The organism is Pseudarthrobacter humi (genome assembly GCF_024294965.1).
In the GTDB taxonomy this organism is placed as follows: Bacteria; Actinomycetota; Actinomycetes; order Actinomycetales; family Micrococcaceae; genus Arthrobacter; species Arthrobacter humi.
This window is the reverse complement of the sequence record NZ_JANCLV010000004.1, coordinates 67,436-82,352: the sequence shown is the minus strand read 5'-3', so window position 1 is coordinate 82,352 and position 14,917 is coordinate 67,436. Positions and strand designations below refer to the sequence as shown.

13 protein-coding genes and 1 pseudogene are annotated in these 14,917 nt (G+C 65.1%); 6 read left to right on the top strand and 8 right to left on the bottom strand.

Translation table 11 applies throughout. The features are described 5' to 3' along the window. Positions 1–201 precede the first annotated feature (201 nt). Positions 202–2,478 carry a 4-alpha-glucanotransferase gene (gene malQ / locus NFC73_RS07535; RefSeq protein WP_254748992.1) on the top strand — a complete coding sequence of 759 codons (2,277 nt, stop codon included), beginning with the start codon at positions 202–204 and terminating at the stop codon, positions 2,476–2,478. Beyond that, positions 2,475–3,401: an SDR family oxidoreductase gene (locus NFC73_RS07530; protein ID WP_254748990.1), complete on the top strand. Its 927-nt coding sequence runs from the start codon at positions 2,475–2,477 to the stop codon at positions 3,399–3,401. The genes malQ and NFC73_RS07530 overlap by 4 nt, the downstream gene beginning before the upstream one ends. 24 nt (positions 3,402–3,425) lie before the next feature. On the opposite strand, the gene NFC73_RS07525 is transcribed toward NFC73_RS07530, so the two are convergent. Continuing rightward, on the bottom strand, positions 3,426–6,479 hold the full coding sequence (locus NFC73_RS07525; protein WP_254748988.1) for an alpha-amylase family glycosyl hydrolase: 3,054 nt from the start codon (positions 6,477–6,479) through the stop codon (positions 3,426–3,428). A gap of 255 nt (positions 6,480–6,734) precedes the next feature. On the opposite strand from NFC73_RS07525, the gene NFC73_RS07520 reads away from it, so the two are divergent. Further along, a complete protein-coding gene (locus NFC73_RS07520) occupies positions 6,735–7,565 on the top strand; it encodes a putative protein N(5)-glutamine methyltransferase (protein ID WP_254748986.1) in 831 nt (276 codons plus the stop codon). On the opposite strand, the pseudogene NFC73_RS20995 reads toward NFC73_RS07520, so the two are convergent. Beyond that, a pseudogene (locus NFC73_RS20995) lies at positions 7,559–7,780 on the bottom strand (hypothetical protein); the annotation flags it as partial. The gene NFC73_RS07520 and the pseudogene NFC73_RS20995 sit on opposite strands and share 7 nt — an antisense overlap. 22 nt (positions 7,781–7,802) lie before the next feature. On the opposite strand from NFC73_RS20995, the gene NFC73_RS07515 reads away from it, so the two are divergent. Continuing rightward, a complete protein-coding gene (locus NFC73_RS07515) occupies positions 7,803–9,203 on the top strand; it encodes a recombinase family protein (protein WP_254748985.1) in 1,401 nt (466 codons plus the stop codon). Here the strand turns inward: NFC73_RS07515 and NFC73_RS07510 are convergent. Both NFC73_RS07510 and NFC73_RS07505 read right to left on the bottom strand, forming a co-directional pair. Further along, positions 9,198–9,371, bottom strand: a complete 174-nt coding sequence (locus tag NFC73_RS07510) for a hypothetical protein (RefSeq protein ID WP_254748984.1) — start codon at positions 9,369–9,371, stop codon at positions 9,198–9,200. The genes NFC73_RS07515 and NFC73_RS07510 overlap by 6 nt on opposite strands. Further along, positions 9,368–10,147: a rolling circle replication-associated protein gene (locus NFC73_RS07505; RefSeq protein WP_254748983.1), complete on the bottom strand. Its 780-nt coding sequence runs from the start codon at positions 10,145–10,147 to the stop codon at positions 9,368–9,370. The genes NFC73_RS07510 and NFC73_RS07505 overlap by 4 nt, the downstream gene beginning before the upstream one ends. Before the next feature lie 360 nt (positions 10,148–10,507). Here NFC73_RS07505 and NFC73_RS07500 point away from each other — a divergent pair, with 360 nt between their 5' ends. Next, a complete protein-coding gene (locus NFC73_RS07500) occupies positions 10,508–10,753 on the top strand; it encodes a hypothetical protein (RefSeq protein ID WP_254748982.1) in 246 nt (81 codons plus the stop codon). Between the two features lie 51 nt (positions 10,754–10,804). Here the strand turns inward: NFC73_RS07500 and NFC73_RS07495 are convergent, their stop codons facing one another. The 3 genes from NFC73_RS07495 to NFC73_RS07485 all read right to left on the bottom strand — a co-directional run bounded on the left by NFC73_RS07495 (position 10,805) and on the right by NFC73_RS07485 (position 13,566). Then, positions 10,805–11,173, bottom strand: coding sequence for a hypothetical protein (locus tag NFC73_RS07495; protein WP_254748981.1), 369 nt, complete (start codon positions 11,171–11,173; stop codon positions 10,805–10,807). Beyond that, positions 11,160–11,702 carry a hypothetical protein gene (locus NFC73_RS07490; protein WP_254748980.1) on the bottom strand — a complete coding sequence of 181 codons (543 nt, stop codon included), beginning with the start codon at positions 11,700–11,702 and terminating at the stop codon, positions 11,160–11,162. The genes NFC73_RS07495 and NFC73_RS07490 overlap by 14 nt, the downstream gene beginning before the upstream one ends. Before the next feature lie 154 nt (positions 11,703–11,856). Beyond that, positions 11,857–13,566 (bottom strand): DUF222 domain-containing protein, encoded by a 1,710-nt coding sequence (locus NFC73_RS07485; protein WP_254748979.1) that lies wholly within the window; start codon positions 13,564–13,566, stop codon positions 11,857–11,859. 123 nt (positions 13,567–13,689) lie between these two features. Between NFC73_RS07485 and NFC73_RS07480 the strand changes: the two genes are divergently transcribed. After that, the gene (locus NFC73_RS07480) at positions 13,690–14,280 is read left to right on the top strand and encodes a DM13 domain-containing protein (protein ID WP_254748978.1); all 591 of its coding nucleotides are present in this window, start codon (positions 13,690–13,692) and stop codon (positions 14,278–14,280) included. Positions 14,281–14,429: 149 nt separating this feature from the next. Here NFC73_RS07480 and NFC73_RS07475 read toward each other — a convergent pair whose 3' ends face one another. Next, positions 14,430–14,876 (bottom strand): hypothetical protein, encoded by a 447-nt coding sequence (locus NFC73_RS07475; protein WP_254748977.1) that lies wholly within the window; start codon positions 14,874–14,876, stop codon positions 14,430–14,432. Positions 14,877–14,917 lie beyond the last annotated feature (41 nt).

The following is a 14,917-nucleotide window of genomic DNA, read 5'->3' as shown; positions in this document are numbered from 1 at the left end:
CCTAGTGGATAGACAACGTTGTCAGTGACAGGAACGGTAAGGGATGTCCACAAGACAAGTCAACGGTTCGAAGCGGCGTTGGAGCAGTCCGGGGCCGCCCTGCAATAATCGGAGGCAAAGTGTGTCCGGGCGCAGCGAAGCTCCGGCGTGCAAAGCAGCAATGTAAGTTCGGGCCCATCACACCAGACGAGGCGGACATCCATGAAGGCTCCAGACCAGCAGCACGCTCAAATTTTCGGAACACCTGTTCCACCGGGCAATGGTGATGCCGCCGGTCATGAGCCCGTGGACCGGCACCTGCTCCAACGCCTCGCCGACGTTCACGGCGTGGGCACCTCGTTTCACGGCTGGGACGGGCTGCCGCACAGCGTCGCCCCGGAAACCCTGACCAAGGTCCTGGCGGCTCTGGGCGTCCCCGCCCACACGAACCAGTTGATCGAGGCTGCCCTGGCCGAGGCGGAAGTGGCGCCGTGGCGGCGGATGCTGCCGCCCGCCGTTGTGGTCCAGCAGGGCCAAACCGCACTGGTTCCCGTGCACGTCCGGGACGGTTCGACAGCGCGTCTGACAGTTGTGCTCGAGGCCGGTACGGGCGAGCCCGTGGAAGCTGTCCAGCAGGACGTCTGGGTGGCGCCCCGGGACGTGGATGGCGTGGCCACCGGCCGGGCCACCTTCGCCGTGCCTGCGCGGTTGCCGCTGGGTTGGCACACGCTGCAGGCAGAGTCCGACGGCGTCACTGCAATGAGCGCGCTGGTGGTGGTTCCGGCGCGGCTCACCACCGCCGATTCCTTGGTGGAGCGTCGGGGATGGGGCCTGGCCACGCAGCTCTACTCCGTGCGGTCCAAACGTTCCTGGGGGATCGGCGACTTCGCCGACCTCGCGGATCTGGCCACGCTCAGCGGCGCCCGTGGTGCGGACTACGTGCTGGTCAACCCGCTGCACGCCGCGGAACCCGTGCCGCCGGTCCAGCCATCGCCCTACTCGCCGTCCACGCGGCGCTTCTTCAACCCGCTGTACATCCGGGTGGAGGCCATCCCGGAAATCGCCTACCTGAAACCGCGAAGGCGTGCAACGGTGGACAGGCTGCAGGAGCAGGTGCAGGTCCTGAACAAGGACGGCGAACGGCTGGACCGCAACACCGTGTACGCCGCCAAGCTCCAGGCCCTGGAACTTCTGTATCACGCGCGGCGCTCGCCGGCGCGGCAGGCAGCGTTCGACGAATTCTGCCGGATCTCCGGCTCCGGGCTGGATGACTTCGCCCTGTGGTCTGCCATTCGGGAAGACCTGGCACCGGACCATCCGCTCTGGACCGACCCGGACGGCGCGTTGGGATCCCCTGAAGCGGAGTCACTGCGCCTGAAGCTTGCGGACAGGATCGGGTTCCACCGCTGGCTGCAGTGGATCTGTGACGAGCAGCTTGAGAATGCGCAGCAGGCGGCGCGCCGGGCCGGGATGCGACTGGGCGTGGTGCACGATCTCGCCGTGGGCGTGGACCTCAGCAGCGCCGACGCCTGGACGCTCCGTGACGTCCTGGCGCCCGGGATCAGTGTGGGGGCGCCGCCGGACATGTACAACCAGCTCGGCCAGGACTGGAACCAGCCGCCGTGGCATCCAGCCCGCCTGGCGGAGGCCGGCTACGCGCCGTTCCGCAACATGCTCTCCACCGTGCTCCGGCATGCCGGCGGCATCCGGGTGGACCACGTGCTGGGCCTCTTCCGCCTCTGGTGGGTGCCGACCGGCAACTCCCCGCGCGACGGCGCCTACGTCACGTACGACCACGAAGCACTGATCGGCATCCTGGCACTGGAGGCCCAGCGTGCCGGCGCCGTGGTGATCGGCGAGGACCTGGGAACGTTCGAGCCGTGGGTGCGCGACTACCTCGCTGCCCGCGGCATCCTGGGCACCTCCATCCTATGGTTCGAGAACGACGGCGATTCACCCCTGCCGCCGGAGCTGTACCGCACGCAGGCCCTCGCCAGCGTCAACACCCACGACTTGCCGCCCACCGCCGGCTACCTGGCGGGCGACCACGTGGCCCTTCGCAGCAGGCTGGGCCTCCTGGAACGCCCCGAGGCGGAAGAGCGGGCGGAACATACGGCCACGCTCGAAAAGATGATGGGGCTGCTGCGGGAACGCGGCCTGCTGCCCGAGGACGGGGGCACGTCCGGTGCCGCTGCCGCCGGTGGTCCCGGCGGCAGCGGTCCCGACGGCAGCACCGGCAGCGAGGAACACACCATCGAGGCGCTGCACCGCCTGCTGGCCCAGACGCCGTCGGTCCTTCTTGGGGTGGCGCTGGTGGATGCTGTGGGGGAGCGGCGCGTGCAGAACCAGCCCGGCACCACCGAGGCGCTGTACCCGAACTGGCAGGTCCCGCTCGGCGGTCCGGACGGTAAGCCGGTGTTTATCGACGACCTTCCCGGAAACACGCGGTTCAACGGTTTGCTGGGTGCCGTCTCGGAGGCGCTGGGGGATTCGCAATGACCGACGGGCCCGTCCTTGTAGTGGGAGGCACCGGCATGCTGGGCCGCCAGGTTGCCACGGAGCTGCTCAAGCGCGGTAAGCGGGTGCGGGCGCTGGTGCGGCCCGGCTCGGATGCCTCCGTGCTTGAGGCTGCCGGGGTGGAGATCGCGCGAGGCGACATGATGGATCCCTGGTCGTTGCTGCGGGTGATGGAGGGCGTCGACGCCGTGATCACCTCGGCAGCGGGCTATACGAGGCACCGCAAGGGGGACACCCCCAAAACCGACACGGTGGGCAACATCAACCTCGTGGAGGCAGCTAGCCGCTCGGGCATTCGGCGGTTTGTCCTCACCAGCATCCTCACGTGCGACCAGACCCCAAAGGTTCCACATTTCTGGCATAAGAAGCTGACCGAAGACAAGCTGGCGGAACTCGGTGTCCCGTTTGTGGCGCTTCGGCCGGGCGCGTTCCTGGACCAGGTCACCCGGTTCGGCGGCGACCCGTTCAGCAAAGGGCGGCTCAGCTGGATCGGATCGCCGCGGATCCCGCTGACGTTCGTGCTCACCTCCGACCTCGCCGGCTATCTGGCGGAGGCGGTTGACCTCCCGGACCTGGAGGGCCGGCGTATCGACATCGGCTGGGACCGTCCAGTGGCCATGCAGGAGGTCGCGGACATCGCGGGCCGGCTCACCGGCCGGCCTCTTCGTGTCCGGTCCGTCCCCGCCGGTATTGTCCGGGCAGCGGGGACCCTGCTGGCGCCGGTCAACCCTATGGCCAAGGACCTCTCCGCCATGATCGAGTGGTTCCAGACCGGCCTGTACGTCGCGGACACCACACTTCAGCGGCAGTTCTTCGGCGAGCCGCCGACTGCCGAGCTCGCTATCCGGCGGTTCGTCACGGGCCTGGGGCAAACTGTACGCACCCAGGCCCGCGACAAGCCCTAGCCGGCCCTGACCGGCCCGCCGTGACTACCCCGCCGTGAGCAGGTGGGTGGCGTCGTCGTACCGGAAGGTGACCGCGCCGCCGTCGTGCGTGTAGGAGATGTTCCCGCCAGTCGCCGAGCCGCCGGCCCCGTAGCTTTCCTTCCAGTCGCGGTCCAGCGCGGCTTTAAATTCATAGGTTCCGGCTGGCAGCGTAGCGCTCAGCTTCCACACAAGCGTGTCCGGGTCCATCGTCAGCTGGGCCTGGTCGCAGGCTGGATCCCAGTCGCCGTCGCATCCGAGGAGCGCGTTGAGGGTTCCGGCGACTGCCACGGCCTGCGGCTGCTGTGAGGCGTAGACCGCGCTGACGATGTGTGTCCGGTTGTCGTAGCGAAACGTGACGGTCCCGCCGGGGTGGTCCAGGGCTATGTTGCTTCCGCCCAGGACTCCATCGGCCCCGTAGCTGACGTCCCAAGTGCCATTGAGGGCGGCCTTGTACTCGTACTGGCCAGGGTCCAGGGTAACCGTCAGGCGCCAGACGTTGTCTGCCGGGTCCAGGACCATGGACGCCTCGGGGCAGGCTTCATCCCAGTCCCTCGGGCAGCCAATCTGCGAGTTAAATGATCCCGCTACGGTCACCGAGCCAGGCTGCGGGGCCTCGCCCACGAACACCGTCCGCGGTTCGCTGACCACGTTGAAGCCGGGGCCGGCCATCGTGGCGCGGTACCGGACCTCGGTGCCGTCGGCCAGGTCCCGCGGAGCCACATCCGTCACGGAGTACACCGGCGAGGAGTCATCGGAGCCTACGGCCGTCCACTCGCCGCCGGCGACGCTGCGCTCGAAGGACACCACGTGGCTGGACTTTTCCGGATCGGCCGTTGCGCTGAGCTCAACGGCCCCCTCCACGCTGCTTCCTTCCAGGGGCGTCTGGATAGTCAGGACCGGCGCCGGAACGGCGGCTGCCCGAGGCTGGCTGGTGGCTCGGTGGCCCCCGTTGTCCAGCACGGTGGCGCGGTATTCGAGGGCGGTGCCTGCATCCAGGGCAGCGACATCGTGGAACACCTGGTACGGCGCGGTGTCGTCGGTGCCGATCGGTGCCCAGCCACCGCCCGCCGTCCTGGCCTCAAAGGTGACCTCGTAGAACGAAGTACCGCCGACGTCGGCCGTTACCTTGATCCGGCCGTTGTCAGCGGGTGCCGCGGCGGGTTCCTGAAGCGAGACGGCGGGGGCCGCCTTGGAATGCGGAATGCGGCCCGAGGACTGGTAGACCACGGCGGACAGTGGCGGGACGGTGACGGTCAGCTTTCCGTCCGCGGACGTCTTGGCTTCCTCTGCGGCATCACCGTAAATCCGGGTGTAGCTGCGCTTGCCGATGTAGGTGGGGACCTCCGCCGTCTGCGGCTGCTCGCTGTTGTTCAGGGCCACCACGTATTCGCGCTGGTCTTCGGAGCCGGTACGGGAGAAGGCATAGATCCCGGGCCCTTCCGAGGCGTACCGGTGCTGGTGGGCTCCGTCGCGCAGTGCCGGGTGTTCCTTGGTCAGGGCGGCGAGCTGGCCGATCTTGGCATACAGCGGGTGGCCGGCGTTGAAGTTGTCGGCCGCGTGGGTGGCGTCGGTGCCCAGCAGGTCGTCGTCGAGGTACTCCGGCACCTGGCTGGCGAACAGCGTCTGCCGGGCGTCCTGGTCGCCCCCGGGGCCGGTGAAGCCCTGCTCGTCGCCGTAGTAGATCACCGGGTTGCCGCGGGAGAAGTACATCAGCTCGTGCGCCAGCTGGTCGCGGGCCACCTGCTCCGTGTCGGCTGACCCGGGGTTGTCGGCCGCGATGAAGCTGCCGATGCGGCCCATGTCGTGGTTGCCCAGGAAGGTGGGCAGTTGGTAGACGTTGGAATCGGCGTCCGTGTACCAGTCATCGCCTGCGAAGAAGGTCTCCAGCGAGCGGGTGTCCTGGCTCTTGGAGGCGAAGTTCCGGGCTGCGTCCTGGAAGGGGAAGTCCAGCACGGCCTGCATCTGGTTCCGGGTGGTGAACTGCGAGGTGAAGCTCTTGGTGGTGTCGAAGACTTCGCCGAACATAAAGAACTCGTCCTTGCCCTGCGCCTTCGCGTAGCTGAGCATCTCCGGGCCGAATTCCTGCCAGAACTCGTTGTTGACGTGCTTCATGGTGTCGATCCGGAAGCCGTCCACGCCGAAATCGCCGATCCAGGACTTGTAGATCTCTTCCATGCCGTCCACCACTTTGGGGTTCTCGGTGAAGAGGTCATCGAGGCCGAAGAAGTCGCCGTAGTAGGAGTTCTCGCCTACAAAGGTCGTATCGCCGCGGTTGTGGTAGAGCGTGGAATCGTTCAGCCAGGCGGGAACTTTCAGGTTCTCCTCGGCTTTATCCAGAACGGGGACGTAGGGGAAGGACGTCGTGGCATCAAGCTCCGGGAAATCCTTCGACGCTGCGAAGTCGCGGTCGTCGAACGCCTCACCGGCCGCGGTCTTATACGGCTCGGCGTCCTTGGAAACGTAGGTCTTGCGGGCGCCCTCTTCGTAGCCGATCACGTCCGCCGTGTGGTTGGTGATGATGTCGAAGTACACCTTCATGCCGCGCGAGTGGGCTTCGTCGATGAGGGCCTTCAGCTCGTCATTGGTTCCCAGATGGGGGTCGATCTGGGTGAAGTCGGTGATCCAGTAGCCGTGATAGCCGGCCGAGTTGTCCTCGGGCTGCACCGCCTTGTTCTTGAAGCTGGGCGTGAGCCAGATGGACGTGGTGCCCAGGCCCTGGATGTAATCGATCTTGTCGAGCAGCCCGGCCAGGTCGCCGCCGTTGTAGAAACCCTTTTTCGTCGGGTTGAAGCCGGACACCATGGGGTCGCTGCCCAGGCCGCCGTCGTCATTGCTTGTGTCACCGTTGCTGAAGCGGTCAGCCATCACAAAGTAGAAATTCTCGTCCGTCACCGGGGCTCGGAGGGAGTGAAGGGCCGACGACGACCCCGAGTCTTTGGGGTCCGACGCCGCGTGCGCGGGGAGGACGGAAGTGGACGCGACTACGGCTGCGGCGAGCAGTCCCAGCCATGTTGTCAGCGGGTTGTTGAGGCGTTGTCTGCGGGTGCGTGTGTTCACGTCAGGAGACCTTCCTGGTAGCGGCGTTGCTGTACAGGCTGCTGTGGAGTTGCGGTTGGGTGGCGTCAGTTGGCGGTCAGGTGTGCGGTTCACGAAGGCAGTCGAGGAACGATCGCAAGGTGAACCACGGCACACTGTAAGCGCTTGCACTGAATAAATCCAGTCCTTTTAGGCGGGCGGCCAAGGGCAACCTTCGCGTACATTCAGAGGCGGGCGACGGCGCTCGGCGCCCATCGGATTGCGGAAGGTGTACCCATGTCAGCCACTGAACTGGATGTTGAGTCCCTTTTGGGGATTGCTGAGCGGCTTCGCTCGGCCGGGTGCGTCTTTGCGGAGGAAGAAGCCCGGCTTCTACTGACCGCAGTGTCCGACCCGGACGAAATCGCTGCGGCGGTGGAGCAGCGCGTTGCCGGGTACCCGCTGGAGCACATCCTGGGCTGGGCCGATTTCTGTGGACTCCGGATTGAGCTCGATGCTGGGGTTTTTGTTCCGCGCCGCCGCACCGGGCTCTTGGTGAATGAGGCCGCAGCCCTGCTCTCGGCGGACCCGAAACGGGTGCCTCGGGAGAGTTCGGAGCCCGCCGTTGTTGTGGACCTGTGTTGCGGGTCCGGTGCGGTTGGGGCCGCCATCGCCTTCCGGATCCCGAGGCTGGAACTCCATGCGGCGGACATTGACCAGGCCGCGGTGGCCTGCGCCCGCCGGAACATTGGCCGCGTGGGTGGCGAGGTCCACCAGGGCGACCTGTTCGATGCCCTGCCGGGCCCCATCAAGGGACGGATCCGTGTTCTGGCTGTCAACGCCCCCTATGTCCCCACCGGCGCCATAGAGTCCATGCCGCACGAGGCACGCGAGCACGAAGCGTTGTGGTCGCTCGACGGCGGCACTGACGGACTCGACTTCCACCGCCGCGTCGCTGCGGAGGCCACCGAATGGCTGCGGCCGGGCGGGAATCTCATCATCGAAACCAGCGAGCGGCAGGCCGGAGGGACGTCGTCGATCCTGGCGCATGCGGGCTTCGCGGTGAAGACTGTCCGCTCTGAAGAACTGGACGGCACCGTTGTAGTCGGACGCGCCCGGCCTCAGTAACGGGTGCGCCGCCGGGTACATCTTCCTGAGGTGGCGGCTGCCCATTCGCGTTTGGGCGGTGGTGGTGGTTTGAAGTAGTGGTTTTGTTGGGGTTTTTGGGTGGGGTCGATGTGGCGTGGGGGTGTGAACCAGGGGGTGCCGTGGCGGGTGTGGATGGTCCATTGTTCTTTGTGGATCAGGTGGTGGTGATGGGAGCAGAGGAGGGCTCCGTTGCTGACCACTTGTTAGTCTGACCCCATGAAGCAACCCCGCTCCGCCGCGATCTACGCCCGCATCTCCTCTGATCAGTCCGGGGAGGCGCTGGGCGTGACGCGCCAGCTGGAGGACTGCCGAAAGCTCGCCGCCGATCACGGCTGGACGGTGGGCGAGGAGTACGTCGACAACGACATCAGCGCCTACAAGGGGAAGCCTAGACCCCAGTACCAGCGGATGCTTGACGACTTGGCCGGAGGCTACAGAGACGCTGTCATCGTTTACAGCATGGACAGGCTGACCCGGCAACCAATGGAACTCGAACAGTTCACCCGCCTGTGCGAGCAGGCCGGGGTGACTCAGGTGAAATCAGTAACGGCTGACATTGACCTAGGAAATGACGACGGGCTGTTTATGGCCCGCATCCTGGCCGCCATCGCTTCCAAGGAGTCCGGTCGGAAGTCGCAGCGACTCCAGCGTAAGGCTAGACAGACAGCCGAGCAGGGACTGCCCAACGGCGGCCACCACCGCCCCTTTGGATACGAGAAGGACCGCATGACGGTAAACGAGGCAGAGGCTGAAATTCTGCGTCAGGCCGTCGCCCGGTTCCTGGCCGGGGAATCCTCACGGTCCATCTGTGTCTGGCTTAATGACGCAGGCGTGCAGACCACAGCTGGCGGCCCCTGGCAGACAATGACCCTCAACGCGCTTCTCAAGTCAGCCCGCATCGCAGGGCTGCGCGAGCACAAAGGCATCGTAGTTGCCGACGCACAATGGGAAGGGATCATCGCCCCGGAACAGCGCCAGCAGATCCTCGGCCGTTTCGAAACCAAGAAGCGGACCAATACCCGTGCGCCGCGCAGGTATGTCCTATCCGGCCTCCTGCGCTGCGGCAAGTGCGGTAACAAGCTGTTCTCCGCCGTCCGAGTCAACACGCGCCGATACGTCTGCGCATCAGGTCCAGACCACGGAGGCTGCGGCGGCATCACCATCGTGGCCCCGCCCCTCGAAGAGTTCCTCGCCGCTGCGGTACTAATGCGGCTCGACACCCCTGAATTGGCGGACACCCTAGCGGGCCGCAGGGCAGCGGACGAGCAGCAAAGCAGTCTGCTGACAGCGTTGGAGGGTGACCGGAACCAGATGAAAGAACTGTCCGAACTGTGGGCGGCAAAAGAAATCTCAAGCGCGGAGTGGAAAGCAGCACGCGGCCCCATCGAAGCCAGAATCAAGACCACCGAGCGGCAGCTGGCGCAGGCATCAAACTCCACAGCACTTGACGGGCTGATCGGCACCGGTGGTCAGCTGAAAGAGAATTGGGAGACGCTGAACCTTGACCGGCAGGCGGCGATCATCAAGGCCGTGCTGGATTACGCGACGATTCTGCCGGGGACACCGGGAGCGCGATCCCTGGACTCGGCACGGATTCAGCCCCAGTGGCGGCTATGACGCCGCGGCGGTACTCCGGCCGCTGACGCGTCCGTCCGTTCCGGGCGCGGCACCCATGAGCACGCCAACCCGGGCAAGAACAACGGGATCAGTCACACGGACCGGAACGCCCTGGGCAGCGCAACTGGCCTCCACCCACTCAGCAAGCACCCGTTGATCCAGCATCACGCACCCCACTGCGCCCAGATCGCGGGAGCACCGGCCCAGTCCTCAACAGAAGCCGACGACCACTGAGTCACCGGGGGCCCGTCCAGAAAATCGGAGGCCTGCGCCAGAACATCAGCCGGTGAGTAACCGCTGAGCGCGAGCTTGACCGGCTGAAAGCCCTGAGCCACGTCGTATCGGTGGAGGCCAAAGACCTGTGAACCCGGTTCTGTGAAGCTTTTGGAGACGTATTTCGACAGATACCCGGCTGCCTTGCGCGCCTCTGACAGCGCCCCAGAACCGACCGGCAGGTCACCCAAGAGCTTGATATGGACATGTCCGCGGCCCCAGGCCTCTTTGATCAGTCGCCGGTGAATGTAACGACCGACGGCGAAGTGTGCGTGCAGCCCATGATCCGTCTTGTGCCACTCGGGAACCCACGCGTAAGGCAACGGATCGCCGCCCAATCCCAACCTGAGGTCCCGGAAGAAGGCGCCGAGATGGGCGCGCAATTCCTTTGGGTCATGGCACCCGGTTCCGGCATAGGTGAGCGTCCCGAGACGGTTGAGTCGGTTCGCCGCGCAGTAACGCCGCAGTTTGGATCCCGCACGCCGACCGGCCTCAGTCGCAGCTCGCTCAGGATCGGCGGCCGAACCTTTGGCCACGAACGCACGGTTGCGTTTGTAGGAGGATCGGAACCCGCCGCCACCCTCGCCGGCATCCGGATAGAGCGAGAAGAACCAGCCCGCATCGGCAGCGATGAGCCGGCCAAGCGATGTATCGACAGCAGTAGTGGACATGGGACCCCAAGAGAACGAAACCGACAAGGAATCGCCAAGGTCCACTGACAACAGAAAGCAGGAATTGATGTTCGACAGGGGGCCTCAGCATCCGGTCTCGCTCCGGCGGGCCCAACTCTGTCGTTTACCGTGAGCATTCTCTTGGACGCGGGCCTACCACGCTGCTCGGCCCCTCAGGAAGGCCACCTGCTAAGTATCTATTCCGGCCCTGAGTTGGTTCTGCCGGGTACTGCAATGCGCCCATCTTGCCACACGAATTACACGGCTGTCACTAGCTGCCGCGCGACCGTTCGTCCTCGGACGCGGAGCGTCCTGCGGGCGCTGCGTCCCTTGCCACTGTCCGCCCGCTACTCTGAGCGCATGAACACAAGCCACGAGCGCAGCGGCGAACACGGACCAGACATCATGATTGTCGACACCCCGGGCGGCACTCGACCTCACCTTGCGCTGCTGGATGACCCCTACATCTCTTTCTGCGGCGTGGAGACTTCCGGACCATCGAGAACCTGGTTCGCACTTACGGGGTGCAAACGCTGCGCAGCGGCAGCACGCAAGAAAGGCATCGCCGCCGTCACCGACGTCGACGGCGACATGTGCCTGATGTAGTCCCCGAGTTATGTTGCTATTTCAAGTAAAGGCGCCGCTGCGCGGCGCTCTCTAAAACGGCGGTTCAGCAGTCCCCTTGAGATCAGCCAGGAGTTTTCCAAAGATCTCCGGAGCGCCCTTCGCAGATCTGAACGCAAGATTTCGAAGTTCAGGAAGCTTTTCCCCCGCCGTCCACGGGCGGTCCTCTACTACCGGCTCAGATTCAAGTCTTGCTATTTCGGTAACTACGCCGTCTTCTCGAATTCTGACTCCCAAGAAGTACGGAATTCGTCCGTCATCGTCGATAGATCCAATCTCGTAAGAGCTGTCGCCGAGTAAGGCTATTACACGATCATCCTGTTCCATCCACTTAAGATTGTGGGCGCGGGTGGCCGTAATTAGCTCAGTCACGAGCTCCAGCCATTCGTCATCTTCGAACACTTGGGTCCTCCTGCAACTTGTAGCGGATCTGGGCAACGACGCCACCCAGTTCACTTGAGAGCTTTCCTATTTCCGCTGAGATGGCCTTTGCGGTGCGGGCAACATCTGGATTCTGCTTGCCAGCCAGCGACTGCTTGACATCGAGTGCTCGATCGCCTGCAGCAATAACCCTATCCACGAGTTCGGCGGCGCCTTCTTCGACGTTTCCGAGGAGAGATCCAATCTCATGTGCTGCGTGCCCAAATCTGACTAGGGCGCGCTGAGCTGCTTCGGATCCGTTGGCACTGATGGCGATGTCCAAGTCCGCTTGGAGATCCCGAAGTACCGGCATTGCCGCTGACAAGGCATCACCGCTGAGCTTTACCTGGGCAGCACCGAGCGCCGCAGTAGCCGCGGCCGCCGCCTTACGAGTCCTACTCAGCTGGACGAAGGCGACGAAGAAACCAATCGCAGTTCCCCCCAGCCCGAGCCAGTCCCACCAACCCGGCCCGTCCATAACTGCCCCCTGGCTTATCAAAACTGGATCCACGACAACTGTAGTTGTCTGGGTAAACCTCGCTAAGGATGGACTTTACTTTAGAAAAGTCACTGGATGTATCCGGAGGTCTTCGTTCGCTCGAAAATGACCAACGCATCTACAGCTTGCTCGACATCAGTGGTGGGCCACGTCGCTAGGGGTCATATTAACAATTTGCTCCGTTGCTGACGTTGGTGGGGCCGTGGTGTGACCAGTAGGTGATGTGGTGGGCTTCGCACCAGGGGGCTGGGATGGTGCAGTTGGGGAAGGTGCAGCCTTGGTCGCGGGCGGTGAGGGCGAGGCGTTGGGCTGCGGTGAAGAGCCGGGCCTTGCGGCCGAGATCGAGGATTTCGCCGTGGGTGCCGAGGAGGACGGGGATGATGTCGGCGTCGCAGGCGAGTTTGCGCAGGGTGGTGGCTGCGACGGGCCCGGTGAACGTGAAGCTGCCCGTGCCCGAGGCTGTGCTCGTGCCAGTGCCAGTGTCCTCGCCGATGTTCTCTGTGCGTGTTCCTGCCGCAGACCCGTCGCCAGTGCCGGAGCCGATGCCGCCGGTGGCTGTCGCTGCGTGGCGGAGGAGGTCCTGGTAATTGATGGTGGCGAGGATTTGGGGCCGGTTCCCGCCGGTGGTGGGGAGCTGATTGGTGCTGAGGGCGGCTTTGAGGGCGCCGATGATCCCGTCGAGTTGTTTCTGTGAGCGGGTGCGCCGGTCCAGGTCGAGGGCTGTGCCCGGCCAGACGTCATTGCCCCGTCCGGTGGCGGGAGTGCCGGCTTCGGACCCGCCTTCTGTACCCGTGGCTGCGCCTGTCCCGGTCTCCGTGGCTGTGGTGTCGCCTGTGGTGGTGCGGGGGTTGGTGGCGGCGTTCATGACCGTGGCGAGGTGTTCGTATTGGTCGGTGGTGGCGAAGATTTCGAGGTGGTGGAGGCCGTGGCGGGGTTTGCGGATGAACGCGCCTTGGGTGTGGCGGAGTGCTTCTTCGGTGGGTTCGGTGCCGTCGGCGTCGAGGGTGTCGGCCCAGCGACGGGCGACGCGGGCGAGGAAGTCGGGGTCAGCGGTGGCGGCTGTGTGGGTGAGGTCGTGTTCGATCCGGCCCAGGTTTTCCGGGGTGGTGTGGTGTTTGAGTCGGTCCAGGGTGGCGGTGATGATGGTCCCGGCCCGGGAGGAGACCACGGGCCCTGATCCCGGGATGGCCTGAAACGGGGTTACAGCGGCGTCGTCGTCGGCGCTGGTCTCTACCGGGCTGCTGGTGGCGCCGGCGGTCGGGGCGAGGGCTGCGGCGAGGTGTTCCCTTAGCGGTGGCACCCGGTCTCCGGTGAGGGTGGAGGCGGGCAGGATGCTGTGGGCGAGGTGGATGCGGCGCTGGGCTTCGCTGCGCCCGATCCGGAGCCGGAGGCGCAGGAATTCCGCGGTGTTTTTACAGCCGTCATCGGCCGGTGACCGCGGAATATCCCGGGCGCTCCCCGTAACCGTTCCCGGGATTCCGGCGGTGGTCCCGGCGGGCCACCCGGAGTCCGTTTCGTTCAGGGTTTCGACGCCGTTGTCCCACCCTGTAACCCATGACCGGGTGCGGCTTGCGGTTGCGGCGGCGGTGATGGCCTGGGTGCGGGTGCGGTCCACGGCGCCCGCGGCGAGGATCTGGAGATAGTCCACGGTCCGGGAAAGCTCCTCGACAAGTCCGGCGAAGTCGGCGGCTTCGACGTAGCCGGCCATCGCCAGCGTCCCCGGCGCAGCAGCGGCGGCAGCGTTCACCGAAGCGATCACCGGAGCCAGTCCAGCGTCGTCCGACAGAACAGCGTCGTCCGACTGGACAGCGTCGTCCGACAGAACGGCGGTGTTGCCGCCGCCGTTCTGAGCCAGCCGATCCCCGAAAGCCTCCATAGGATTACTCTGCCGTGGGCCTATGACATTTAGGCCAGCCCTGCGGTTGAGCTCCCAAAAGCCGCAAATTCCGGCTACGGCTGATCCGTTGCGCCGGTCAGCGGATACGCGGACGATGATTCCATGAGCGGAAAGTCCATGAGCCACAAGCAGAGTCCAAACCGACGCCGGACCTGGATGATCGCTGCGGCGGCCGTTGCAGCGGTGGGTCTGGTGATTGGACTTGTGCTGTTCAAGCCCTGGCTTCTCTTTGTGGATGTGAGAGTGGATGAACAGCTCCCCATCGTGGCCAGCAGTCCAGCGCAAGCACAACCGATTCCGTCGACACCCTTGGCGCCGACTCCGGCACCCATGCCTGCAGGCCCGGTGCAGCTTGCTGTGGGTACGCTGATCAGCCATGAACACGCCACCATGGGAACTGTCCGGATCGTACAGCAGCCTGACGGCGCCAGGCTGCTCACGCTCGAAAACCTGGATACGTCCAATGGTCCGGATGTGCACGTCTGGTTAAGTGCCGCTCACGTGGTGGAAGGGACAGCCGGGTGGTTCACCGCCGGCTCCGCAGATTACTACGACCTCGGCATGATCAAAGGAAACCAGGGCAATCAGGTTTACCGGATTCCCGCCGACGTTGACCTGTCGAAGTACCCGTCAGTTGACCTGTGGTGCGTTCAGTTCAGCGTGTCGTTCGGTGCTGCCGGGCTGGTCACCTGAGACGGCATCTGGCCATAACCTGAGACGTGCTTGGCCGCCGCGTCCCCCAAGGAGCGCGGCGGCCAGCAACGACCATTTTTAGCACAATTTCAACGTGGCTCCCGTGTCACACGGCAGATCCCGCGTAACGTCCCGGCAACGATCCCCGATCATTCGCGGCGGGGGTCAACGTTCGTGGCGGCGCCGGCAGCAGTGGCGCCGCCTTCGCCGGACCAGTCCTGGCCCTGGCAGTCGTTGAGGGCGGGGTCTGACTCAACGTCCGATGTCGCCGGGTTCACCGTTTCCGGGTGCGTGCTGTCGGCGGGAACGCCGGCGCCGGACGTTTTGGACGTGCTGGTGCCGGACGCGGCGTCGTGGTGGACGGCCGAGCCGATGACTGTGCCCGCCCGGCGTGCGGCCTCACCGAGCTGTTCCACCACCTCGGGAGCCTTCTCCTTGATGGCCTCCGTGGCGGCACTGACCTTGTCCTGGACCGGCTTACTGTCCCAGATGCTCGCCGTCCTGGCCTTGAGCTTGTCGTACGCCGCGCGGCCGGACCGCGATCCCAGGACATAACCGGCGGCGATGCCAATACCCAAAAGAAGTTTAGATTTCATGGTGAACTCCTGCTCGTGGAGAAGGTGTCAGTCCCCGGTCC